Below are 24,492 nucleotides of genomic sequence, written 5' to 3'. Positions count from 1 at the left end.
CTGGAGATAGCAACAATGAAGAAAATCATCCTCACGTTGATCGCCGCAGTGGGCCTGGCCGCTGGCGCTGCCCATGCTGCTGGCGACACCCTCGCCTGGGACAAAGCTCCCAACAAGACCAATGACCTGGCTTCGCTGCAAAACGGCGCCAAGGTGTTTGTCAACTACTGCCTGAGCTGCCATTCGGCTGCCTACATGCGCTTTAACCGTCTGCGCGACATCGGGCTGACCGAACAGCAGATCAAGGACAACTTGTTGTTCACGACCGACAAGGTTGGCGAGACCATGAAGGCCTCGATTGATCCGAAGCAAGCCAAGGAGTGGTTCGGTGCGAATCCTCCCGATCTGACCGTGATCGCGCGTTCGCGTGCGGGCCATGGCGGTACGGGCGCTGACTATCTGTACACCTTCCTGCGCACGTTCTACCGGGACGAAACCAAGGCCACGGGCTGGAACAACCTTGTATTCCCCAATGTAGGTATGCCCCACGTCCTGTGGCAACTTCAAGGGGACCGTCGCCCCGTGTTCGAAGCACATGAGAGCCATGGCCACAACACCGAGGTTTTCAAGGGTTGGGAGCAAATCACGCCAGGCACGATGACGCCTCTGCAGTTCGATCAGAACATCGGTGATCTGGTGAATTACCTGCAGTGGATGGGGGAGCCTGCACAGAATACGCGCTGGAGAATCGGCGTCTGGGTGTTGATATTCCTGGGTGTCTTCACGGTCATTGCCTGGAGGTTGAATGCAGCCTTCTGGAAGGACATCAAGTAAACGCTGGATCCATCACAAGCACCCTTCGGGGTGCACTTGGATTTTTTACAGAGTGGGCGCTTTTGGCGTCCCACTCTTTTGATTTTTAGGAGTCTCCCACCATGATGGTGCTTTATTCGGGTACGACCTGTCCCTTCTCCCACCGCTGCCGTTTTGTCCTGTTTGAAAAGGGCATGGACTTTGAAATTCGCGATGTGGACCTGTACAACAAGCCCGAAGACATCAGCGTGATGAACCCGTATGGCCAGGTGCCTATTCTGGTAGAGCGGGACCTGATTCTGTATGAATCGAACATCATCAATGAATACATCGATGAACGTTTCCCGCACCCGCAGCTCATGCCTGGTGACCCAGTGGATCGTGCCCGCGTTCGCCTGTTTCTGCTGAATTTCGAGAAAGAGCTGTTTGTGCACGTGAATTCTCTGGAATCACGCGCCACCAAGGGCAACGAGAAGGCGCTGGAAAAGGCACGTGCGCACATTCGTGACCGCCTCACGCAACTGGCGCCAGTGTTTTTGAAGAACAAATACATGCTCGGCGACAATTTCTCGATGCTCGACGTGGCCATTGCGCCACTGCTGTGGCGTCTTGACTACTATGGCATCGACCTGAGCAAGAACGCGGCTCCGCTGCTCAAATACGCGGAACGTATCTTCTCGCGTCCGGCCTACATTGAAGCGCTGACACCTTCCGAAAAGGTCATGCGCAAGTAACCTGCAGTTCTCCAGCTTTTATTCATTTCACGCAGATCACTTCACTTTCATGACCGCACAGGAATCGACATCCACGCGCCCCTATCTCATTCGCGCCCTGTATGAGTGGTGCACCGACAACGGGTTAACGCCCTATGTTGCGGTGCGTGTGGACGATTCCGTGCAGGTGCCAAGGGAGTTCGTGAAGGACGGTGAAATTGTGCTGAACATCAGTTTCGACGCGACAAGCGCGCTGCAACTGGGCAATGATTTCATTGAATTCAAGGCGCGATTCGGCGGAAAACCCCGTGAGATATTGGTTCCGATAGGGCGTGTCATTGCCATCTACGCCCGTGAAAACGGGCAGGGTATGGCATTTCCGCCCCCTAACGACGTGCTTTCCGGCGCGGCGGACATTGCGACTGCCCTGGCGGATGTGTCGGCATCGTCGGACGCGATTACCCCACTGCCAACGCCCGACGATCGCGTGGTGCAACTCGTTGCGGTCGATGAGGCGAACAAAGACAAGGGAGACGATGCGCCGCGTCCTCCTCCCACATCGGGTGGTGCCAGACCCTCTCTCAAGCGGGTTAAATAGCAGCACATTCGAATTTTGGGCTCAAATCGCAGGGTAGAATCCTGCGTTCGCCGGTTTAGCTCAGTTGGTAGAGCACCCGCCTTGTAAGCGGTAGGTCGTCAGTTCGATTCCGACAACCGGCACCATCTTTTTTTGATTCGCTGCACTCAGTGCCTCTGAAGCAACCTGTCAGGTTTGAACTTTCAGGCGAATCGCGTTAACCTCCCACCCCCGAGTGCGCAAATGGGCCTGCAAGGCAGGTAGCAGTTGGCGTATTTTTGCTGCAGCTGCGTTGCTTTTGACGAGCAGGCACCAGTTGTCTCCATCAATGGGGCCCGCCTGCACGGCAGGGCGCAGTGCGGCGGGGATCAGCAATTCAATGGCTTTAAGCCGATCACTCGAGTCACGTGTCAGCGCTGTGAGCCTGGCCAGCGTGGGGGATTCCTCGCTGGCTTGCTGTAGCGTAACGGCATGGTGGCGGCGATTCATGGGGTGTGATGTGGCGTCTGTGGACGCGGAGAACTCGTAGTGCATTTGATTATCACGGACGCGAGGCTGGCACGCAGCCGAGCCATTCATCTGTCAGGAACGCGGCTGCTGCTGGCTGGTTTGGCGATATCACTGTGCCTCATGCTGGTGGCTGCAACCCTGTACCACTGGGTCTTTCTCAAAGGCGCCCGGGAGGGCTGGCCGATCGCGGGTTCGCTGATGGGGCTGGTGGCCAAGGATGAATTCGCCGAGCGTGACCGTTTCATGCGTGCCAACCTCGATGCCATGGCCCGCCGCGTTGGGGAAATGCAGGCGCGCGTGGCGCAACTCGAATCGCTGGGTGATCGCGTCCTCGGCCTGGCGGGCATGGCCCCTACGGATTCACGGAAAGCCGACGGACGGGGTGGCGTTTTGGTGAGTGCGCATAGCCTGTCGATGGAGGAGCTTCAGTCCACCTTGGACGAGTTGGAGCGACTGACCAACCAGCGCGTTGATTTAATGACCGTGCTGGAGTCCCGCCTGTTTGATCAGCACATTCGCAAAAAGATGATACCCACGCGTGCGCCGGTGACAGGGCGAACCGCAGGTTCCGGTTTCGGATGGCGCGTGGACCCCATCACGGGCCAATCGGCACTCCACACGGGTCTCGATTTTCAGGCCAGCACAGGAACGGATATTCTCGCTGCGGCGGGTGGCGTGGTGGTCACGCAGGAGTTTCACCCCGCTTACGGAAATATGATCGAAATCGATCATGGCAACCAGCTGGTCACTCGATACGCCCATGCCTCTCGTACGCTGGTGAAGCAAGGTGATATCGTGCGCCGCGGGCAAAAGATTGCCGAGGTGGGCACCACCGGGCGATCGACCGGGCCGCATCTGCATTTTGAAGTGCTGGTGCAGGGCGTTTTTCAGGATCCACAGAAGTTCCTGAGTGCCGGTGGGGCTGCCGTTGAAGCCCAGGTGGCGGCGCTGCAACCCGGGCCGTCGGCTGCTCCGACGGTGGCACCTGCATCGGGCAGGTAAAATCGCGGATCTGGTGTTTTGGCCACGTGTTGCAGTGCTTGCAATCGCGGTCAAAGCACCCACCTGAACTCAATTCATATTAGGGACTTCGGTCGCTTGACGCGCTGATTGCAGCGGGCCAAGCGGTCTTGCTCGCATGGCCACCAACTTTCTCACCAAAATATTCGGCAGCCGTAATGATCGGCTCCTCAAGCAGTACCGCAAGACCGTCGACCGCATCAATGCGATGGAGCCCGAGTACGAAAAGCTGTCGGATGAGCAGCTCCGCGCAAAAACGCAGGATTTCAAGGAGCGCGTTGCCCGGGGCGAGTTGCTGGACGACATTCTTCCCGAGGCCTTTGCGGTGGTCCGCGAAGGTTCCAAGCGCATCATGAAGATGCGGCATTTCGATGTGCAATTGCTCGGCGGCATGGCGCTGCATTTTGGCAAGGTTGCAGAAATGCGCACTGGCGAGGGCAAGACGCTAACGGCTACGCTGCCCGTGTACCTCAATGCGCTTTCCGGCAAGGGCGTGCATGTCGTGACGGTGAACGACTACCTGGCCAATCGCGATGCGCAGTGGATGGGGCGGTTGTACAACTTCCTGGGGTTGACGGTAGGTATCAACCTGCCCAACATGCCGCGCGAAGAAAAGCAGGCCGCCTATCGCGCGGACATCACCTATGGCACCAACAACGAGTATGGTTTTGACTACCTGCGCGACAACATGGTGTACGAAGCGAACGATCGCGTCCAGCAGGGCCTGAACTTCGCGATCGTGGATGAGGTGGACTCCATCCTGATTGACGAGGCGCGCACGCCGTTGATCATCAGCGGCCAGGCTGAAGACCACACCGCGATGTACGTTGCCATGAACAAGGTGGTGCCGCTCTTGACGCGGCAAGAGGGCGAGGCAGACCCTCGCACGGGCGAGGGTGTCACCAAACCCGGTGATTTCACGCTCGACGAAAAGACCCACCAGGTATTCCTGACTGAGCAGGGCCACGAGAGCGCCGAGCGCATTTTGGCCAGCCAGGGTTTGATCGCAGAAGGCGCCTCGGTCTATGACCCCGCCAACATCACGCTCATGCACCACCTGTATGCGGCGCTGCGGGCCAATCACCTGTATCACCGCGACCAGCACTACGTGGTGCAAAACGACGAAATCGTGATCGTGGACGAATTCACGGGTCGACTGATGTCTGGCCGCCGATGGAGCGAAGGCCTGCACCAGGCGGTGGAGGCCAAGGAAGGCGTGAACATCCAGGCCGAGAACCAGACGCTGGCTTCCATCACGTTCCAGAACTATTTCCGCCTGTACAACAAGCTCGCCGGCATGACCGGTACGGCCGACACCGAGGCCTATGAGTTTCAGGAAATCTACGGCCTCGAAACCACCGTCATTCCGCCCAATCGCCCGAGCAAGCGCGATGACCAGCTGGACCGCGTGTACAAAACCACACGCGAGAAATACGAAGCAGCGATCAAGGACATCCGCGAATGTCATGAACGCGGCCAACCCGTGCTGGTGGGCACCACGTCGATCGAGAATTCCGAAATCATCGACCAGTTGCTGAACAAGGAAGGCCTGCCGCACCAGGTGCTCAATGCCAAGCAGCACGCCCGCGAGGCAGACATTGTGGCCCAGGCCGGGCGCGAAGGCATGATCACCATCGCCACCAACATGGCAGGCCGTGGTACCGACATCGTGCTCGGCGGCAACATCGAAAAGGATGTGGCGGCGATCGAAGCCGATGAGACCCTGTCGGAAACCGACCGCGCCGCCAAGGTCAGCGCCTTGCGCGAGCAGTGGAAGATCGACCACGAGAAGGTCAAGGCCCTGGGTGGCCTGCGCATCATCGCCACCGAGCGCCATGAGTCGCGCCGCATTGACAACCAGCTGCGTGGCCGCTCGGGCCGCCAGGGCGACCCCGGCTCTTCGCGCTTCTACCTGAGCCTGGACGACTCGCTGATGCGTATCTTCGCTGGCGACCGCGTCAAGGCCATCATGGACCGCCTGAAGATGCCCGATGGTGAGGCCATCGAGGCCGGCATCGTGACCCGCAGCATCGAGTCGGCCCAGCGCAAGGTGGAAGCCCGTAACTTCGATATCCGCAAGCAGCTGCTGGAGTACGACGACGTTGCCAACGACCAGCGTAAGGTGATCTATCAGCAGCGCAATGACATCCTGGACTCCATCGACCTGTCAGAGATGATCTTCGCCATGCGCGAGGATTGCATGACCGATCTCGTGCGCCAGTATGTACCTGCCGAATCCGTGGAAGAGCAGTGGGACTTGCCCACCCTCGAACGGGTGTTGGCCGATGAATGGCACGTGGTGATCCCGCTGCAGCAGGAAGTGCAAGGCGCCAACGTCATTACCGATGACGAGATTCTCGAGAAGGTGGTGCGTGCAGCCCATGCGTCTTTCGACGCCAAGGTCGAGCAGGTTGGCCGCGAAAACTTCACGCAGTTCGAGCGCATGGTGCTGCTGCAGAATTTCGACTCCAACTGGCGCGATCACCTGAGCGCGCTGGACTACTTGCGCCAGGGCATTCACCTGCGCGGCTATGCCCAAAAGCAGCCCAAGCAGGAATACAAGCGCGAAGCGTTCGAGCTGTTCCGCCAGCTCATCGACCAGGTCAAGAACGAAGTCACCAAGGTTCTCATGACGGTGCAGATCCAGTCGCCTGCGCAGCTGGATCAGGCTGCGCAAGACATGGAAAACCGCGCCGAAAGTATCGCCAACGTGACCTATACAGCGCCCACCGAAACGGGTGGCGTGGAGGTCACGGCAGACACGCAAGGGGCGACGCAGGCAGCGTTGCCGGAAGGCATGCGGGTTGGCCGCAATGACCCATGCCCTTGCGGCAGCGGTAAAAAATACAAGCAGTGCCACGGCAAGCTGGCCTGAGCTTGGGCCCAATGATCTGGGCGGCATCGTCCCAGGGGTTTTGGTCCGGGGCCGGTCAAGCCGGGGCTAAAAATGGGTTGAGATTCTGACAAGAACCACATAACACGGGCTGCGGCCCGTGTTGTCATTTGTGCGGCGCGGTTTTCCGGATAATCGGCCGCAGTTTTTTAGAAAAGGCCAGCCTCCATGCCAGTCAATCTTGTTGCCCCTGTCGCCGCTGATCTTCATCCGATCGCGGGCATCCGTATCGGTGTTGCCGAAGCCGGTGTCCGCAAAGCCCATCGCAAGGACCTCACGGTGTTCCTGCTCGATGAGGGGGCGAGCGTCGCGGGCGTGTTCACGCAGAACCGCTTTTGTGCCGCCCCGGTGCAAATCAGCCGCGAGCACCTCGCTGGCGGCCAGGCAATTCGTGCCATGGTCATTAACACCGGCAACGCCAACGCTGGCACGGGCACAGACGGTCTGGCACGCGCGCGTGCTACCTGTGCGGCACTGGCGCGCCAGTTGCAGCTGGACCCGCAGCAGGTGCTGCCGTTTTCCACGGGCGTGATCATGGAGCCATTGCCGGTTGATCGCATTGAGGCCGGCCTGCCCGCAGCCATTGCCGATGCGCAGCCCGACCATTGGGCGCGTGCTGCCGAGGGCATCATGACCACCGACACCTTGCCCAAGGCGTGCTCGGCCCAGGTGAAGATCGGTGGTGCCACCGTGTCCATCACGGGCATCAGCAAGGGCGCGGGCATGATTCGCCCCAACATGGCCACCATGCTGGGTTTTCTGGCCACCGACGCCTGCGTGGCGCCAGCGGTGGTGCAACAGCTGGCCCGCGAGTTGGCCGATGGCTCGTTCAACCGCGTGACTATCGACGGCGATACCTCCACCAACGATTCGTTTGTGGTGATCGCCTCCAACAAGGCCAGCCATGCGCCCATCACGTCGTTGGGCAGCGCCGAAGGCCAGTCCCTCAAGGCTGCGATGCTGGCTGTGGCGCAGCAATTGGCACAAGCCATCGTGCGTGATGGCGAGGGCGCTACCAAGTTCATCACGGTGCGGGTAGAGGGCGGTAAAACCGGCGACGAATGCCGCAAGGTGGCCTATGCCATTGCCCACTCGCCGCTGGTCAAGACCGCTTTTTACGCCAGCGACCCAAATCTAGGCCGTATCTTGGCGGCCGTGGGTTATGCCGGCATTGATGACCTCGACCAAACCGGCATCGACCTTTATCTGGACGACGTGCATGTGGCCGTGCGCGGGGGGCGTAACCCGGACTACCGTGAGGAAGACGGACAGCGCGTCATGAAGCAAAGCGAAATTACCGTGCGCGTTGTGCTCGGCCGTGGTGACGCGGTGGACACGGTATGGACGTGCGACTTCAGCCACGAGTATGTGACGATCAATGCCGACTATCGCTCCTGATTTAATAGCTGGTAGCGCTTTCCAATAAAGCGCTAGAGGCCAAAATGAACGAAAAATTCGAACACCTCGTCGCGCGCGCCGAACAACTCATCGGCCGCATCGAATCCATCTTGCCGCAGCCCCTGGGAGCTCCCGACTGGAGCGCGGCCGTTGCGTGGCGCTACCGCAAGCGCAGCAGCGGCCATGGCACCCTGGAGCCTGTACGCCATGTGGCGGCCATGCAGCTGACCGATCTCAAGGAAATTGACGGGCAAAAGGACAAGATCGAGCGCAACACGCTGCAGTTTGTGCAAGGCAAACCTGCCAACAACGTGTTGCTGACCGGGGCGCGCGGGACGGGCAAGTCCTCGCTCATCAAGGCCTGTCTGAACGCGTATGCCGCGAACGGGCTGCGCTTGATTGAAGTAGACAAGGCAGACCTGATCGACTTGCCCGACATCGTGGACGTCGTCTCTGACCGGCACGAGAAATTCATCATCTTTTGCGATGACCTGAGCTTTGAAGACGGCGAGCCGGGCTACAAGGCGCTCAAGTCGATTCTGGACGGCTCGGTGGCGGCATCCACCCCCAATGTGCTGATTTACGCCACCAGCAACCGGCGTCATCTTTTGCCCGAGTACATGACCGAGAACCTTACCTACACTCACACGGAGGACGGCGAGGTGCATCCCGGCGAAGTGGTGGAAGAGAAGATTTCGCTGTCCGAGCGGTTTGGTTTGTGGGTGAGTTTTTACCCGTTCAGTCAGGAGGAATACCTGACCATTGCCGCGCAATGGTTGTCCTCCTTGGGTGTGCCCGAGGCCTCGATCAAATTGGCGCGGCCCGAAGCGCTGGTCTGGGCGTTGGAACGCGGCTCGCGCAGCGGCCGTGTGGCCTATCAGTTTGCGCGCGATTATGCAGGGCGGCACAGTGGCTGACTCCGTGCACCAGACTGCGCCCGAGGCGCGAAAACACACTGAAGTGGCGGTGGGTGTCTTGCTGCGGGGGGATGGCGAAATGCTGCTATCTACCCGCCCGCCGGGCAAACCCTACGCAGGCTACTGGGAGTTTCCGGGTGGCAAACTTGAAGCCGGTGAAACGGTCGAACAGGCGCTGCGCCGCGAGTTGACGGAAGAACTCGGCATCACCATCGGCCCCGCCAGCGTCTGGAAGGTGACGGAACATGACTACCCACATGCCTTGGTGCGCCTGCATTGGTGCAAGGTATGGGCGTGGACCGGGGAGTTTGAAATGCGTGAAGGCCAGCAAATGGCTTGGCAACAATTGCCGCTGACGGTGACCCCCGTGTTACCGGGTGCCTACCCCGTCCTGCAGTGGCTGGCCGAAGAGCGTGGGGGCGTGTTGTCGGCCCAATCACTGCAAAAATAATAGCTGGTGGCGCTTATCAAATAAGCGCCACAGCCCAATTAGCCTACAAATTCAACGTGTACCGAGCCGATCAATGCGACTGGGTGCGCGGATCTCCATAGGGCGCGTCCATGGGGGGAGCCTCGGTCGGCATGCGGAAGTCTTCGCTGGCCCAGGCACCAAGATCCACCTGCTTGCAGCGTTCGCTGCAGAACGGGCGAAAGGCATTGGCGGGGCTGTAGATGCTATCGCCACCGCAGGTGGGACATGCAACGATTCGTGCACGCGCAGTCGTGCTTTCCGGGGGCGTGGTGTTGGCCATCCTGGTTTTCGTCCTCAAAATTCCTGACTGTCTCGTGCCAACGCTGGGGTGGGGGTGGATGCTCAGGCACAGAGGGTCAGTTCAAAGGCCGCGTCTTCCGGGCAGGCATGCAGGCGTGCATCGTCCAGTTGGCGCATGAGCCTCACGGAAACGATCAACCGGTTACCGCTGATTTCCGGGATCAGATTCAGCGCCGGGTCGATGCGCAGTCGCAGCAACTGAAACGTGCGGCCTTGTGGCAGGTTCTGCTGAAACTGACCACGCTCGGCAGCCACCTTCTGGGGCACCCCCGAATCACGCAAGAGCTTGAGCAACACGTAGATGGATTCCGCCAGTGGAGCCAATGTGGACGCCCACTCTTCCAGCGCATGCTGGCGCGCATCGGGTGCGTGGTGTTGCCACGCATAGTAGGCCGGCAGATCGAACCCGCAGGTGCCCCCTGGGATGCCGATGCGGCTGCGAATGCTCATGAGCCAGTCGTTCTCGGTCAGCGCGTGGCCCGACTTGCCGGCCTGGGTGTTAAGCGCGACAAAGCAGCGGTCAAGCTGGGCGATCACCGCATCCAGTGCCGCTTCTGAGATGGAAGGGTTGCCTCGGTAACTGTCGAGCTGGTGCTTGTGCTTTTCGATGTCTTTGAGAACATCGGATTTAAGGTCGGCCCGGGCCGCCACGTCCATGATCTCGAAGATCGTGACCAAAGCAAAATGATGATCGAGCGCTTGCGGACGTGGAATCAACTCCCCCAACCGGCGGAACAATTGCTCAAGCCGCAGATAGGTTCTGAGGCGCTCGTTAAAGGGGTATTCGTAAAGGATCACGCTGGCGGGTTCCTGGTGCCTCAGGGAGTATTCGGATGCTGCTGGCACGCGGCATAGGGCTCAAAAGCACAAACGACTTCGCCCGCATCATAGCCCGAACAGCCGCGCTGCCTGTCCGACTTGATCCTGTAAAGCGTCCAGAGAACAATCGGCATCGTTGGTGATCACAACATCTGCAATGGCGCGACGCGTGTGGCGGCTTGCCTGGGACGCAATAATTCCGCGAACAACGTCTAGGGCGAGATCGCTGCGGCGAACGACGCGCTCTAGTTGGGTGTCGGTAGAACAGTCCACCACCAGCACCGCATCCAGTTGACGTGCCCATCGCCCTGATTCTGCGAGCAGGGGGATGTCATGCACGATCAACGGGGCACCGGCCGCCACGGCTTGCTGCGCATGGAGGCTGCTTTGTTGCGTGACCAAGGGGTGAATGATGGATTCCAGTTGTGCGCGGGCATTTGGCTGCCTGAATACCAATTCGCGCATTCTTGGCCGGTCTAGTGCCCCCGATGCATCAACATACTCGTCGCCAAACGTGGCGCGTATGGCTCCCATCGCTGCGCCGTGGGGGCCCGTCGCCTCTCGGGAAATCTGGTCGGCATCGATCAACACGGCACCCAGCGTGGCCAGCATATTGCCGACGGTGCTTTTTCCACTGCCGATCCCGCCAGTCAATCCAATGCGCACCGGGTGCGTGTGAGCGGCCGCCATCGAAGGCTTACAACCCAAAAAGCTTCAGCACGGTGCCAAGAATGGCCTGGGGACCAAAAACCATCGCCGTGAAACCCGCTCCCACAAGGAATGGGCCGAACGGAATATAGCCACCTTCTCGCAGACTGTTGAAGATCTTCATGGCGATGCCAATGATGGCGCCAATGACTGAAGACATCAGGATGATGGGCGCCAATGCTTGCCAGCCGAACCAGGCGCCGAGGGCTGCGAACAGTTTGAAGTCTCCGTACCCCATGCCCTCTTTGCCAGTGGCGAGCTTGAAGCCCCAATACACCAGCCAAAGCGACAAATAACCCGCGACTGCCCCCATCACGGATGCGTAGAGTGGCACATCGATCCATTGCATGGCGGCTGCCAACAACCCAGCCCACAACAAGGGCAGCGTGATGTCATCGGGGAGCAGCGTGGTGTCCCAGTCGATGAAGGCCAACGCCACCAGCGCCGCAGAAAAAGCGCACCAGGCCACCCCTGCAGGGCTTACACCCCATCGATAGATGCAAAAGAAAAACAGTGCGCCGGTCGCGATTTCGACCAATGGGTAGCGAACACTGATGCGTGTTTTGCACGCCGAGCAACGACCCCGCAAAAAGAGATAACTCACAACGGGGACGTTCTCATACCACTGAACCAAGTGCCCGCAGGAGGGGCAACGTGATCGCGGTGTCATCAGATTGAAGGTTTCGTGGGCGGGTTCCGTCACGTCTTGCCCTTGATCAGCAGCGTTCATTTGCGCGAGCTCAGTGGCCCATTGACGCTCCATCATTTTTGGAAGGCGGTAAATGACCACATTCAAAAAACTGCCCAACAGCAACCCGATCACGCCGCCGAAAGCGGCATCCCACCAAACGTCCAGAAACATTACACAACCTGCCCGAGCTTGAAGATGGGCAGATACATGGACACCACAATGCCGCCGATCAGTGTTCCCAGAAACACGATGATGATGGGCTCCATCAGACTCGATAAACCGGCCACCATATCGTCCACTTCGGCCTCATAAAAATCTGCGGCTTTCCCAAGCATGTGGTCGATGGAGCCAGACTCCTCACCGATGGCACACATCTGGAGCACCATGGACGGAAAAACGTTTGCGTTACCCATGGCCGCTGTAAGGCTGGTGCCCGTGGAAACTTCCTGCTGAATTTTGTCGGTCGCCATAGCGTATACCGAATTACCTGCTGCCCCTCCGACCGAATCGAGCGCTTCTACCAAAGGCACGCCAGCGGCAAACATGGTGGACAGTGTCCTGGTCCAGCGCGCAATGCACGATTTATTGATCAGTGCACCGAAAACAGGGATTTTCAGCAGCAATCGATCCATGAACATCTGCATTTTTTCGTTGCGACGCCATGCCTGCATGAAGAAATAAAAACCGCCACCGATGACGCCAAAAATCAGCCACCACCATTTGACAAAGAATTCGCTGATGGCCATCACGAACAATGTGGGCGCGGGGAGATCGGCTCCAAAGGAGGTGAATACTTCCTTGAACGCAGGAATCACGAAAATCATGATCACCGTTACCACAACGAACGCCACAATGACCACGGAGATGGGATACATCAATGCCGATTTGATCTTCGACTTGATCGCTTCGGTTTTTTCCATATAGGTGGCGAGCCGGTCCAGCAAGGCCTCCAAGATACCCGCAGCCTCGCCGGCTTCTACCAGATTGCAGTAGAGGCTGTCGAAATACATGGGATATTTTCTAAAGGCGCCGTTCAACGAGGTCCCAGTTTCGATATCTCCTCGGATATCGTTCAGCAGCTTGGTGACACTGGCATTGGTGTTTCCTCTGCCGACGATGTCGAACGACTGGAGCAATGGAACGCCAGCTTTCATCATGGTTGCAAGCTGGCGTGTGAAGAGGGCAATATCTTTCGGCTTGATCTTTTTGCCGGAGCGCATGCGGCGCTTCTTGATTTTGGTGGGAAAAACACCTTGTCGGCGCAATGTCGCCTGGACCTGGTTTTCACCCGATGCCCGTACCTCACCCCGGACAATTTTTCCGTTCCTGTCTTTGCCTTCCCACTCGAAGACAAAGTCCTTGATATCATTTTTTTTTGTTGTGGTAGCCATGCTGCCCTCGTCAGTGGATGCTATTCATTGGTGACGGCCAGAACTTCTTCAAGAGAAGTGAGCCCCAGTTTGGCTTTTTGAAGTCCCGATGTGCGCAAGGAGCGCACGCCTTCTGCACGTGCCTGTTCGGCAATTTCCAGCGCACTTCCATCCTTCAGAATGATGCGTTGGATTTCTTCGGTAATCGGCATGACCTGGTAAATACCCAGTCGACCTTTGTACCCATTGTTGCAAGCGCTGCAACCAACGGGCCGATATGTTACCCACGAACCATCGATTTCTTCTTCTTTATAGCCCGCATCCACCAAGGCTTCATGAGGAATATCTGCGGGTACTTTGCAATTGGGGCATAGCCTTCGTGCCAGTCTCTGGGCTGTGATCAATATGACGCTCGATGCAATATTGAAAGGGGCAATGCCCATATTGCGCATGCGCGTCAACGTGGTCGGAGCATCGTTGGTGTGTAGGGTCGAAAGTACCAAGTGCCCTGTCTGCGCTGCCTTGATCGAAATATCGGCCGTTTCAAGATCCCGAATTTCACCCACCATGATGATGTCGGGATCCTGGCGTAGAAAGGATTTCAAAGCCACCGCAAATGTGAGTCCCGCCTTTTCATTGACGTTCACCTGATTAACGCCAGGCAAGTTGATTTCAGACGGATCTTCTGCGGTGGCAATATTGACGCCAGGCTTATTCAGAAGATTCAAGCAGGTGTACAGGGACACGGTTTTTCCCGAGCCGGTAGGTCCTGTGACCAGAATCATTCCGTAGGGGCGTCCAATGGCCTGCAGCAGGCGTTCTTTTTCTACGGGTTCGTAACCCAGCGCATCAATACCCAGCTTTGCGCTGCTGGGGTCCAGGATACGAATAACAATTTTTTCGCCAAACAAGGTGGGCAAAGTGCTGACTCGGAAATCAATCACCCGATCCGGGCCGACTTTTAATTTCATGCGTCCATCCTGTGGAACGCGTTTTTCTGAAATATCCAGCCGCGAAATCACCTTGATGCGCGAGGCGAGTTTGTCTTTAATGGCGATGGGAGGGGATGCAATCTCTCTCAATTCGCCGTCAATCCGGAAGCGAACGCGATATTGATGTTCGTAAGGCTCGAAATGCAAATCGGATGCGCGCATGTTGAAAGCATCCAGCAGCATCTTGTGCAGAAACTTGACGATAGGCGCATCTTCGACTTCAGTGACGCCTGTGTCTGATTCTTCGGGCGCATCTTCTATCGATACGTCGTCAAACTCGAAGTCGCCTCCACCGCTGATCAGCGTATCCATGGATTCACTGGTGGATTTTGTCGTTGCATCCACCAGCCGACTCAGCTTGTCATACTCGGCAATAATCCAGTCCACACCCATTTGGGTCGTGAATTTGATTTTTTCAGCCGCCTCCTGGTCCGTCGGATCAGCCGTTGCGACGATAAGGCGGTTATTGCGCTTGCTCAGGACAACAACACGATAGGCCTGGCATATCTTGTTATCCAGCAGTTCTTTGGGTAACCGCAGGGGGTCAATCGCATCCAGGTCGAGAAGTGGTGCGCCAAAGACTGCGGAAACAGTATGGGCTAAATCGGCGGCCGATACTGCTCCCGAACCTGTTAATTCAGCAATAAAGCTGCTGCGACTAATTTGTGATTTTTTGTAAATGTCTTCGGCTGACTTTTGGGTCAACTTGCCAGCAGACATCAAAGCCCGCCCCAGGCCTGGAAGGGCGACTGCAGAGGCTTCTTTGGGGGCGGTATCAACAGCGGCCATGTAACCGGTAATGAGTTAGGTGTGGAAAAGAAACCATCCTATCATCACCGACTGCACCACAGGGTGCGCCGCGCAGGCTATTGGTAACTGCGCCACAGAAGCAACGCTGTTCTGGTAATTGCGAGTGATTTATGGTCGGGGTGAGAGGATTCGAACCTCCGGCCTCTACGTCCCGAACGTAGCGCTCTACCAGGCTAAGCTACACCCCGCCGACTGCGATAGCGCGCATGGTCGCCAAAATCGGCGTTTCAGTTGCGGCGCTCAAGCAGCTGTGCTGCCAATTCTAGCAAGCTCGCAGAGTATGCATTGGTGGGCAATTGCTCTGCGGCAGACATGGCTCTGCGAGCCTCGGAGAAGGCGGCTGCGCGTGTCACTTCGAGCGCTCCCGTGGCGCGCACGATTCCAACGATCTCTGCCAGTTGCTCCGTGGAGCCCTGCTCGATGGCGTGGCGAACAGTTTGTGCCTGCTCAGGGGTGCCCCGCTGCATGGCTGCGATCAGTGGCAACGTGGACTTGCCTTCCCGCAGGTCATCGCCCAGGTTCTTTCCCATCTCCGCGGCGTCGCCGTCATAGTCCAGGACATCGTCGATGATCTGAAATGCCGTCCCCAGCGCCTGCCCGTAGGTGGCGCAGGCTTCTTCAATGGCGGGGCTGCTTTGGGCCAGTACCGCACCGATCCGTGCGCTTGCCTCAAACAGCTTGGCGGTTTTGGACCGGATCACGCGCAAATAGCCTGCTTCGTCCAGTGATGCATCGTGCATGTTCATCAACTGGAGCACTTCGCCTTCGGCGATGACGTTGGTGGCCTGCGAGAGGATCTCCATGATCCGCATGCTTCCCGTATCCACCATCATCTGAAAGGATCGGGAATGCAAAAAATCGCCCACCAGCACGCTTGCCGGATTGCCAAATGTCTCGTTGGCGGTGGCGCGTCCGCGTCGCAGCGTAGATGCATCTACCACGTCGTCGTGCAGCAAGGTGGCGGTATGAATAAGCTCCACCACCGCTGCAAGGCTGAATCGGTGTGCGCCTTCGTAGCCCAGAGCCCCGCAGACCATCAGCAACAGTGCGGGGCGCAGGCGCTTGCCGCCGGCAGCAATGATGTATTGCGATATCTGGGCAACCAGCGGGACACTGGATGTCAGGCGCTCACCGATTACCTTGTCAACCTCGCGCATATCGTTGGCAACGAGCGTGAGGGGGGATGCTGCGGGGGCGGTATGGTCAGTCAAGATGATGGTCACAGAAAGTGACGAGATTATAGAAAGCCGGGGCCGCTTGCACGGCAAGGAGGCCGTGGCTTTTGTGTCAGAAGACCGCTGGACTAGCCGAGCAGACCGTGCTGTGCTATATTCTTGGGCTCTGCAGAAATTCGTCTGCAGAACTCATATCAAGAGGTCAACATGTACGCGGTCATAAAAACCGGCGGCAAGCAGTATCGCGTTGCTTCCGGCGAAAAAATTAAAGTAGAACAGATTGCTGCGGACGTAGGCCAGGAAATTGTGATCGACCAGGTTCTGGCTGTCGGAAACGGCGCTGAACTGAAGGTCGGTACGCCCCTGGTGTCCGGCGCAACCGTGAAAGCCACCGTTGTGGCTCACGGCAAGCACGACAAAGTGCACATCTTCAAGATGCGCCGTCGCAAGCACTATCAAAAACGCCAAGGTCACCGTCAGCAGTTCACCGAACTGCAAATCGGCGACATCGCTGGTTAAAGAAGGAGCTTAAGTCATGGCACAGAAAAAAGGCGGCGGCTCTACGCGAAATGGGCGCGACTCCAAGCCAAAGATGCTGGGTGTCAAAGCGTTCGGTGGTGAACTGATCAGCGCTGGCTCGATCATCGTGCGTCAACGCGGCACACGTTTCCATCCCGGCAACAATGTTGGCGTGGGCAAGGACCACACGTTGTTTGCCCTGGTGGACGGCCACGTGTCGTTTGGCGTCAAGGGTGCATTGTCCAAGTCCACGGTCAATGTGACTCCTGCCTGAGGTTTTTTCCTCTCGCACTCATCGAAGCCCCGCTTTGCCGGGGCTTTGTTGTTTGGTCGGTACGATGTGTACCGCACCAGACATCTGCGCTGCCGGAAAGGCGCTCCGGCGTCGCTGTTTCGCCAAAATTGCTCATTTGCGATGTGGTACAGCGCCCTTTTGTAAACTGGATATCCCATGAAGTTCGTCGATGAAGCCTTTATTGACATTGCCGCCGGTGATGGTGGCAATGGCTGTGTGTCGTTCCGGCACGAAAAATACAAGGAGTTCGGCGGGCCCAATGGTGGTGACGGCGGGCGCGGTGGCCATGTGTTTGCGGTGGCCGATCCCAACCTGAACACGTTGGTGGATTTTCGCTATTCGCGTCGGCACGAAGCCAAGCGCGGCGAGCACGGCATGGGCTCGGACATGTTTGGCGCCGCTGGCTCCGATATCACGCTCAAGATGCCTGTGGGCACCATCATCACCGACGCGGAAACCGGTGAGGTTCTGTATGAACTGCTCAATCCAGGCGAAGTCATCACCATCGCCAAGGGCGGAGATGGCGGGTTTGGCAATATGCGCTTCAAGAGCGCCATCAACCGTGCGCCTCGCCAGAAGACGCCTGGCTGGCCCGGTGAAAAGAAGAACCTGAAGCTCGAGCTGAAGGTTCTGGCCGATGTGGGGTTGTTGGGCATGCCCAATGCGGGGAAATCCACCTTCATCACGGCGGTTTCCAACGCGCGCCCCAAAATTGCCGATTACCCATTCACCACGCTGCACCCCAATCTGGGTGTGGTGCGCGTCGCACCCGAGCAAAGTTTTGTGGTGGCAGATATCCCTGGTTTGATCGAAGGGGCCTCCGAAGGTGCAGGGTTGGGACACCAGTTCTTGCGCCATCTTCAGCGCACGCGACTGCTGCTGCACATAGTGGATCTGGCGCCCTTTGACGATGCCGTGGATCCAGTCGTGCAGGCCAAGGCGATCGTGAATGAACTCAAAAAGTACGACGAAAAGCTGTACAACAAGCCCCGCTGGCTGGTGCTGAACAAGCTGGACATGGTGCCCACTGAAGAGCGTGAAGCACGCGTCAAGGATTTTGTGAAGCGCTTCAAATGGAAGGGGCCGGTGTTCCAGATTTCTGCGCTCACCCGCGAGGGATGCGAGCCGTTGATCCATGCGATCTTCCGGCATGTGCAGTCCGAGCAACGTATCGAAAACGAGCCGGTGGAAGTGGACCCTCGCTTTGCGGGCGACACGGCAGCGTGACACGATAGCGCCAGTGGGCTCGTCGATGTTGTCGATTGATAGCTATATTTTTAATAGCTGCTGGCGCTTTATTTATAAGCGCTAGAGGCCAAAAAGAATCAAAAAATGGTTTCCAGCGTATTGCGAGATGCACGCCGCATTGTGGTCAAGGTGGGCTCCAGTCTTGTTACCGATGAAGGCCGTGGTCTGGATGAGTCCGCCATTGGCGAATGGAGCCGTCAGCTGGCGGCGTTGGTGCGTGGTGACGGTGGCACACGGCGCGAGGTGGTCATGGTCTCCAGCGGCGCAATTGCCGAAGGCATGAAACGCCTGGGCTGGACAACGCGACCACAAGAAATTCACGAGCTGCAAGCGGCTGCTGCTGTCGGGCAAATGGGTCTGGCGCAGATGTATGAGACCAAATTGCGAGAGCAGGGCATGGGCAGTGCCCAGGTTTTGCTCACCCATGCAGACTTGGCAGACCGTGAGCGCTATCTGAACGCGCGGTCGACGTTGCTCACGCTACTGCGTTTGGGCGTGGTACCGGTGATTAACGAAAATGACACGGTTGTCAACGACGAAATCAAGTTTGGTGACAACGACACTTTGGGTGCGCTGGTGGCCAACCTGGTCGAAGCCGATGCCTTGATTATCCTCACGGATCAAAAAGGGCTGTACACCGCTGACCCACGCCGTGACCCCTCTGCGCAGTTTGTGCACGAGGCCAAGGCAGGTGATCCGACGCTGGAAGCGATGGCGGGCGGAGCTGGCTCCAGCATTGGCAAAGGGGGGATGATCACCAAGATACTTGCTGCCAAACGAGCCGCAGGGTCGGGGGCTTCCACCGTCATTGCCTGGGGGCGCGAGCCGGATGTACTGGTACGTCTGGTGGGCGGGGAGGCGCTTGGTACCTTGCTCGTCGCACAAACACAGAAAAAGCAGGCCCGAAAACAATGGATGGCTGACCATCTGCAACTGCGCGGTGCGGTGGTGGTGGATGCCGGGGCGGCCGCCAAGGTGCGTGATGAGGGTAAAAGCTTGTTGCCCATCGGCATGACGGCTGTTGAGGGCGATTTTTCGCGCGGCGACGTGATCGCTGTGCGTGACCCGTCGGGCACAGAGATTGCCCGGGGCCTGGCCAACTATGCAGCAGCAGAAGCCCGGCTACTCTGCCGCAAGCCCTCTGCCGAATTTGAAAAGCTTCTTGGCTACGTGGCAGAGTCCGAGATGGTGCATCGAGACAACCTGGTGCTCGCGCAGGTGTCTTGAGCCCGGGGTCGATCTTGCTGGCGGGGCCGGGTTTTGCCCCGCTGCGTATGCAACGCTGCTGCAGAGATTCGCAGTTTTGATATTTCCCGCGATTACTGCCCCGCTTTGATTGTTCCAAGAAAAACGCCTGCATTTGCAGGCGTTTTTGTCCGGTGGCGTTTCAGCGAGGCCCGCTCGTGATGGAGATGGAAGCGGGCAATTCATCAAGCGCCGCTGGCGTGCTGTTTTGGGGGTCGGGGTCGAAGCTCGCCCCAGGCGGCAGCTCCATGCCTGGATTGATAAGCAGCGAACTTGCACGGTACATGCCTGCTCCTGCATGCTCACCTTCCCTGGTGCGCATGCCGCTGCGCAGATAGCGGTTGCGCTGCTCCTGGCGAGGCAGATAGCGGGCAAGTTCGGTGAGCGCCATTTCATAGACGCCACGTTTGAATTCAACCACCACATCCAGCGGAACCCAATACTCGTTCCATCGCCAAGCGTCGAATTCCGGGTGGTTGGTCGCCCGAAGATTCAGATCCCAGTCGTGCCCCATCAGTTGCAGCAAATACCAGATCTGTTTTTGTCCCTTGTAATGTCCGCGTGCATCGCGGCGGATGTACCGGTCAGGCACCTCATAGCGCAACCAGTCCCGGGTGCGGGCTACCACGCGCACATGGTTCGGCATCAATCCCACCTCTTCATGCAACTCCCGGAACATGGCTTGTTCAGGGGTTTCTCCCCTGTCAATACCACCCTGCGGAAACTGCCAGCTGTGGGTGCGTATGCGTTTGCCCCAAAACACCTGGTTCTTCTGGTTGAGCAGGATGATGCCGACGTTCGGCCGAAAGCCGTCCCGGTCAAGCATAATCAAACCCCAAATTTTTAAACTATGTCCATTATGCACTGCACCTTGTGTGCGGCAAGTGGGCTGCGGTGCTCCCCCCGAAATCGATCCGATGAAAGCCTCCCAATTCTTTATTTCCACCCTCAAGGAAGCTCCGGCCGACGCCGAAGTGGTCAGCCACAAACTCATGATGCGGGCGGGGCTGATCAAGAAGCTGGGCGCGGGCATCTATAACTACATGCCTCTGGGGCTGCGCGTGATCCGCAAGGTCGAAAACATCGTGCGGGAAGAAATGAACCGTGCGGGTGCCGTGGAGCTGTCCATGCCCGTGGTGCAGCCCGCCGAGCTATGGCAGGAAACCGGGCGGTTCGAGAAAATGGGACCGGAGCTGCTTCGCATCAAGGATCGCCACGGCCGCGATTTCGTGGTACAGCCAACCAGCGAAGAAGTGATCACTGACATCGCGCGACAAGAGCTGCGCAGTTACAAGCAACTGCCCAAGAACTTCTACCAGATTCAAACCAAGTTCCGGGACGAACGCCGCCCCCGTTTTGGCCTCATGCGTGGGCGTGAGTTCATCATGAAGGACGCATACAGCTTCGACCGCGATCAGGATGCTGCCAAAGCCAGCTACCAGGTCATGGCCACAGCCTACCGCCGGATCTTCGATCGTTTTGGCCTGACTTATCGTGCCGTGGCGGCAGACAGTGGTGCCATCGGTGGCGACCTGAGCGAAGAATTTCAGGTGATCGCTGCTACGGGTGAAGACGCGATCGTCTACTGCCCCCAAAGCGACTATGCCGCCAATATGGAAAAAGCCGAGGCCCTCGCGCCTGTTGCTCCTCGCGGCGCAGCCACGCAGGTGCTGACCAAGACAGCCACTCCCGGCAAGAGCACCTGCGCTGATGTGGCGGACATGCTGGGCGTGCCGCTGGCTACCACCGTGAAGTCGCTGGTGCTGGCCACGGACACCACCAACGAATCGGGCGAAATCGTCAAAAGCCAGGTCTGGCTGCTGCTGCTGCGTGGCGACCACGAGATGAACGAGATCAAGACCGCCAAGGTGCCTGGGCTCGACGGCTTCCGGTTTGCCACGCTGGGCGAGATCGAAGAGTACTTTGGTTGCAAGCCCGGTTATCTGGGCCCCATCGGCCTCAAAAAACCCGTCAAGCTCGTCGTTGATCGCGAAGTGGCTGTCATGGCCGACTGGATTTGTGGCGCCAACGAAGCCGATTTTCATATGACCGGTGTGAACTGGGGCCGTGACCTGCCTGAGCCAGATGTCGTGGCCGACCTGCGCAATGTGGTGGCGGGCGACCGATCGCCCGATGGCAAGGGTGAACTTGCCATCGAGCGCGGGATCGAAGTGGGCCATGTCTTCTACCTTGGCACCAAATACAGCCGCGCCATGAACGCGACCTTCCTTGATGAAAACGGCAAGCCCCAGCCGCTGGAAATGGGCTGCTACGGCATTGGCGTGACCCGCCTGCCCGCAGCTGCCATCGAGCAGAACCACGATGAGCGCGGCATCATCTGGCCCGACGCGATTGCACCGTTCACCATGGTGATTTGCCCGGTAGGTATGGACCGCAGCGAGGCGGTCAAGACCACGGCCGAGTCACTGTATGCACAATTGTTGGCTGCAGGCGTGGATGTGATTCTGGACGACCGGGGCGAGCGCCCCGGCGCGATGTTTGCCGATTGGGAGCTGATTGGTGTGCCGCACCGCGTGACCATCGGCGACAAGAGCCTCAAGGAGGGCTTGGTGGAGTATCAGCACCGCCGTGACGCGGCGCCAACCAAGCTGGCCGTTTCCGACATCATGGCCCACGTGAAGGGCTGTATGACAGTATGAGTGCGCAACCAAAGACGATCATGGTGCAGCCCCCCGGTGCTTGCGGTGGCCTGTCGCGACGCGCCTGCATTGTGTCGCTGTCGTCCTTGGCGGCGCCCGCTGCGTGGCTGACCGCGCCGCAGGCTGCGCATGCGGGTGGGCAGGTAGAGGAGCCGCTGATGGACTCGGTGCGTACCGCACTGAGCTCTGCCGTTGGTAACCAAGCACCGCCCGAACCAGAGTTTGTCAGCACGGAAGCACGGTTGCATTATTTGCGCTGGCTGGGGACCCAGAGCGACCGCCTGCGCCGCCGCAAGCCTGAGTGGGAGGTGCGCCGCGATTTTCTGCAGACCGTCTGGTATGAGTCCAAACGTGCGGGGCTGGATGTCTCGTTGGTGATGGGGCTCATCCAGGTCGAGAGCGCGTTTCGCAAGTTTGCGGTCTCCAGCGTGGGCGCGCGGGGCTATATGCAGGTGATGCCATTCTGGACACGTGTGATCGGTGATGGCGATCCGGGCAAACTGTTCCACATGCAGACCAATCTGCGCTTTGGCTGTGTGATCTTGCGGCACTACATCGACCGGGAAAAAGGCGATCTGTTCATGGCCCTGGGGCGCTACAACGGTAGCCGTGGCCGGTCACCCTATCCTGATGCGGTGTTCAGCGCACAGCGCAACTGGCTCTTCACCGACAAGCCGCAGCAAACACCCGCCGCCTGATGCGGATTCAGCGCGGTGATGGGTCGTGTGGCCCGGCCGTTGGCCTAACCAGCGACAACCGGATTGGGGGCGCACGCTGGGGTTTGGTCGGGCATGGGAAACACGGATGCGCTAATCCGGAGCACCAACCGTTTCGACCGAGGATGCGGCCGGGGCAACCGGGCCGCCCTGTGCGTTCAGGCGGGACACCATGACCTGGTCGATGCGGAAACTGTCCACGTCGAGCACTTCGAATTTGTAGCCCCCCCAGCTCACGCTGTCCGTGCGTCGCGGCACGCGGCGCAGCATCACCATCAGAAAGCCTGCCAGGGTTTCGTACTCCTCGCTGTGGGGTAGCTCGTCAAGCGACAACGCGTGCAACACATCCTGCACGGGCGTCACACCGTCGATCAGCCAGGAATTTTCATCACGCTGCACGATCTGCTCTTCGTCGGCCGGCCCCACCAGATCGCCCATCACGGTGCTCATGACGTCGTTCAGGGTGACCACGCCCACCACCAGGCTGTATTCATTGACGATCACGGCAAAGTCTTCATGCACCTGCCGGAACTGCTCCAGCACTTCCGACAGCGTGAGGCGGTCGGGCACGATGAGCACCTTGCGCACCAGGCTGTCGTCGGCAAGGGAGATAGGCTGGCTGTTCAGTACGCGCTGAAACAAATCTTTCGCGTCCACATAACCCACCACGTGGTCGATATCGCCCTCGCACACCGGGTAGGTTGAAAAGGGCTCGGCCGCAATCCGCAGGCGGACCACCGCGTCGGGATCGTCGCGCAGAAAAAAAGCAATGCGGTCACGCGGAGACATGGCGCTGGACACCATACGGGTGTCGAGCTCGAACACGTTGGTGATGACCTGCTGCTCGCGCGCTGCCAGCACGCCTGCACGCGCACCCGCTTCCATCATGGCCAGGATGTCGTCGGACGTGATGCGATCGTCGCGCAGCGACGACAGCCCGAGCACGCGGAACAAGGCGTCGGCCCCACGGCTGTAAAACCACACCAGGGGACGCAGCAATGTGGTGCACCAGGCCATGGGCTGCGCAAGCCTCACGGCCAGCCGCTCTGGCTCTGCCATCCCCAGCCGCTTGGGGAAAAGATCCGCAAACAGGATGAACAGCGAGGTGATGACGACGAATGACGCCAGGAAGCCGGCTTTCTGCGCGCCCGACTCCGAAATCCACAACGCAAAAAGCGCGCTGAAGTGGGGGCTCAACGCACCTTCCCCCACGATACCGCCCAGAATCGCCACGGCATTCTGGCCCACCTGCACCACCGTGAAATAGTCCCCTGGCTGCTCTTGCATGCGCAACACGCGGTCCGCACGGGCATCTCCTTCATCGGCCATCTGGCGCAAGCGCAGGCGGCGCGCGGCCGCGAGCGAAATCTCGGCGATGGAAAAAAAGGCGCTGGCTGCAATCAGCAGTCCGATAACGAGGAGGCTTTGAAACAAGGTCATGGTGCGAAACGAAGGGTGGCGCTGCGGCACACCGGTCTGCAGAGTGTATCTGCGTGTTTTTCGCCACGGCATGCGCTGGCGCACCCAGACGGTGCCCGCGCGCCAAGGCAACACCTGTCGCGCCGAATGACCTGTCTGCACAGGTCTTTGCTGCCCGGTGCCGGCCAGCGTTAAGGCCCCATAGCGGGCCCCATAGCAGGCACCACGCTGCAGCCGCGCCGCGTCTGGCGCGGTGCCCCACCCAAGGGTAG

At 58.7% G+C, this 24,492-nt stretch carries 24 protein-coding genes and 2 tRNA genes; 15 read left to right on the top strand and 11 right to left on the bottom strand.

Going from position 1 to position 24,492, the window contains the following annotated elements:
- The first annotated feature begins 15 nt into the window (after positions 1-15).
- The 4 genes from KI609_RS18435 to KI609_RS18420 all read left to right on the top strand — a co-directional run bounded on the left by KI609_RS18435 (position 16) and on the right by KI609_RS18420 (position 2,189).
- Positions 16-774, top strand: coding sequence for a cytochrome c1 (locus KI609_RS18435; RefSeq protein ID WP_226445000.1), 759 nt, complete (start codon positions 16-18; stop codon positions 772-774).
- 101 nt (positions 775-875) lie between these two features.
- Entirely contained in the window at positions 876-1,487 is a 612-nt protein-coding gene (locus KI609_RS18430; RefSeq protein WP_226444999.1) for a glutathione S-transferase N-terminal domain-containing protein, read from the top strand.
- A gap of 49 nt (positions 1,488-1,536) precedes the next feature.
- Positions 1,537-2,064 (top strand): ClpXP protease specificity-enhancing factor, encoded by a 528-nt coding sequence (locus tag KI609_RS18425; protein ID WP_226444998.1) that lies wholly within the window; start codon positions 1,537-1,539, stop codon positions 2,062-2,064.
- A 49-nt stretch (positions 2,065-2,113) separates the two neighbouring features.
- A tRNA-Thr gene (locus KI609_RS18420) sits at positions 2,114-2,189 on the top strand.
- A gap of 43 nt (positions 2,190-2,232) precedes the next feature.
- Here the strand turns inward: KI609_RS18420 and KI609_RS18415 are convergent.
- Positions 2,233-2,532 (bottom strand): hypothetical protein, encoded by a 300-nt coding sequence (locus tag KI609_RS18415; RefSeq protein ID WP_226444997.1) that lies wholly within the window; start codon positions 2,530-2,532, stop codon positions 2,233-2,235.
- 39 nt (positions 2,533-2,571) lie between these two features.
- Between KI609_RS18415 and KI609_RS18410 the strand changes: the two genes are divergently transcribed.
- From KI609_RS18410 to KI609_RS18390, 5 genes are all read left to right on the top strand, one after another.
- Positions 2,572-3,555 (top strand): M23 family metallopeptidase, encoded by a 984-nt coding sequence (locus KI609_RS18410; protein ID WP_226444996.1) that lies wholly within the window; start codon positions 2,572-2,574, stop codon positions 3,553-3,555.
- Between the two features lie 136 nt (positions 3,556-3,691).
- Positions 3,692-6,448 carry a preprotein translocase subunit SecA gene (gene secA / locus KI609_RS18405; RefSeq protein ID WP_226444995.1) on the top strand — a complete coding sequence of 919 codons (2,757 nt, stop codon included), beginning with the start codon at positions 3,692-3,694 and terminating at the stop codon, positions 6,446-6,448.
- 186 nt (positions 6,449-6,634) lie between these two features.
- Positions 6,635-7,864: a bifunctional glutamate N-acetyltransferase/amino-acid acetyltransferase ArgJ gene (argJ, locus tag KI609_RS18400; RefSeq protein ID WP_226444994.1), complete on the top strand. Its 1,230-nt coding sequence runs from the start codon at positions 6,635-6,637 to the stop codon at positions 7,862-7,864.
- Positions 7,865-7,908: 44 nt separating this feature from the next.
- Positions 7,909-8,781, top strand: a complete 873-nt coding sequence (locus KI609_RS18395) for an ATP-binding protein (protein ID WP_226444993.1) — start codon at positions 7,909-7,911, stop codon at positions 8,779-8,781.
- Positions 8,759-9,232, top strand: a complete 474-nt coding sequence (locus KI609_RS18390) for an NUDIX domain-containing protein (RefSeq protein WP_226444992.1) — start codon at positions 8,759-8,761, stop codon at positions 9,230-9,232. Before KI609_RS18395 ends, KI609_RS18390 begins: the two co-directional genes overlap by 23 nt.
- 70 nt (positions 9,233-9,302) lie before the next feature.
- Here KI609_RS18390 and KI609_RS18385 read toward each other — a convergent pair whose 3' ends face one another.
- From KI609_RS18385 to KI609_RS18350, 8 genes are all read right to left on the bottom strand, one after another.
- The gene (locus KI609_RS18385; RefSeq protein WP_226444991.1) at positions 9,303-9,533 is read right to left on the bottom strand and encodes a DNA gyrase inhibitor YacG; all 231 of its coding nucleotides are present in this window, start codon (positions 9,531-9,533) and stop codon (positions 9,303-9,305) included.
- Between the two features lie 62 nt (positions 9,534-9,595).
- Entirely contained in the window at positions 9,596-10,351 is a 756-nt protein-coding gene (gene zapD / locus KI609_RS18380) for a cell division protein ZapD (RefSeq protein ID WP_226444990.1), read from the bottom strand.
- Between the two features lie 87 nt (positions 10,352-10,438).
- Positions 10,439-11,062, bottom strand: a complete 624-nt coding sequence (gene coaE / locus KI609_RS18375) for a dephospho-CoA kinase (protein WP_226444989.1) — start codon at positions 11,060-11,062, stop codon at positions 10,439-10,441.
- 7 nt (positions 11,063-11,069) lie between these two features.
- A complete protein-coding gene (locus KI609_RS18370) occupies positions 11,070-11,942 on the bottom strand; it encodes a prepilin peptidase (protein WP_226444988.1) in 873 nt (290 codons plus the stop codon).
- Entirely contained in the window at positions 11,942-13,162 is a 1,221-nt protein-coding gene (locus tag KI609_RS18365) for a type II secretion system F family protein (RefSeq protein ID WP_226444987.1), read from the bottom strand. Before KI609_RS18365 ends, KI609_RS18370 begins: the two co-directional genes overlap by 1 nt.
- A 20-nt stretch (positions 13,163-13,182) precedes the next feature.
- Positions 13,183-14,922, bottom strand: coding sequence for a type IV-A pilus assembly ATPase PilB (pilB, locus tag KI609_RS18360; protein WP_226444986.1), 1,740 nt, complete (start codon positions 14,920-14,922; stop codon positions 13,183-13,185).
- Positions 14,923-15,054: 132 nt separating this feature from the next.
- Positions 15,055-15,131 (bottom strand) — tRNA-Pro (locus KI609_RS18355).
- Between the two features lie 39 nt (positions 15,132-15,170).
- A complete protein-coding gene (locus KI609_RS18350; RefSeq protein ID WP_226450526.1) occupies positions 15,171-16,100 on the bottom strand; it encodes a polyprenyl synthetase family protein in 930 nt (309 codons plus the stop codon).
- 225 nt (positions 16,101-16,325) lie between these two features.
- On the opposite strand from KI609_RS18350, the gene rplU reads away from it, so the two are divergent.
- From rplU to proB, 4 genes are all read left to right on the top strand, one after another.
- Positions 16,326-16,637 carry a 50S ribosomal protein L21 gene (gene rplU, locus KI609_RS18345; RefSeq protein WP_116003038.1) on the top strand — a complete coding sequence of 104 codons (312 nt, stop codon included), beginning with the start codon at positions 16,326-16,328 and terminating at the stop codon, positions 16,635-16,637.
- A 16-nt stretch (positions 16,638-16,653) separates the two neighbouring features.
- Positions 16,654-16,911, top strand: coding sequence for a 50S ribosomal protein L27 (gene rpmA, locus KI609_RS18340; RefSeq protein ID WP_226444985.1), 258 nt, complete (start codon positions 16,654-16,656; stop codon positions 16,909-16,911).
- Between the two features lie 177 nt (positions 16,912-17,088).
- Positions 17,089-18,159, top strand: coding sequence for an Obg family GTPase CgtA (gene cgtA, locus KI609_RS18335; RefSeq protein ID WP_226444984.1), 1,071 nt, complete (start codon positions 17,089-17,091; stop codon positions 18,157-18,159).
- A gap of 105 nt (positions 18,160-18,264) precedes the next feature.
- A complete protein-coding gene (proB, locus tag KI609_RS18330) occupies positions 18,265-19,407 on the top strand; it encodes a glutamate 5-kinase (RefSeq protein WP_226444983.1) in 1,143 nt (380 codons plus the stop codon).
- Between the two features lie 160 nt (positions 19,408-19,567).
- Here proB and KI609_RS18325 read toward each other — a convergent pair whose 3' ends face one another.
- Complete coding sequence (locus KI609_RS18325) at positions 19,568-20,251, bottom strand: RNA pyrophosphohydrolase (RefSeq protein WP_226444982.1); 684 nt, start codon at positions 20,249-20,251, stop codon at positions 19,568-19,570.
- A 91-nt stretch (positions 20,252-20,342) separates the two neighbouring features.
- On the opposite strand from KI609_RS18325, the gene KI609_RS18320 reads away from it, so the two are divergent.
- Positions 20,343-22,085, top strand: a complete 1,743-nt coding sequence (locus KI609_RS18320) for a proline--tRNA ligase (RefSeq protein WP_226444981.1) — start codon at positions 20,343-20,345, stop codon at positions 22,083-22,085.
- Positions 22,082-22,783: a lytic transglycosylase domain-containing protein gene (locus tag KI609_RS18315; protein WP_226444980.1), complete on the top strand. Its 702-nt coding sequence runs from the start codon at positions 22,082-22,084 to the stop codon at positions 22,781-22,783. Before KI609_RS18320 ends, KI609_RS18315 begins: the two co-directional genes overlap by 4 nt.
- 111 nt (positions 22,784-22,894) lie before the next feature.
- On the opposite strand, the gene KI609_RS18310 is transcribed toward KI609_RS18315, so the two are convergent.
- Positions 22,895-24,241 carry a hemolysin family protein gene (locus KI609_RS18310; protein WP_226444979.1) on the bottom strand — a complete coding sequence of 449 codons (1,347 nt, stop codon included), beginning with the start codon at positions 24,239-24,241 and terminating at the stop codon, positions 22,895-22,897.
- Positions 24,242-24,492: the final 251 nt, after the last annotated feature.

This window comes from Acidovorax radicis (assembly GCF_020510705.1).
Taxonomy (GTDB): Bacteria; Pseudomonadota; Gammaproteobacteria; order Burkholderiales; family Burkholderiaceae_C; genus Acidovorax; species Acidovorax radicis_A.
The sequence above is the reverse complement of the archived record's forward strand: the minus strand, read 5'-3'. Positions and strand labels throughout refer to the sequence as shown.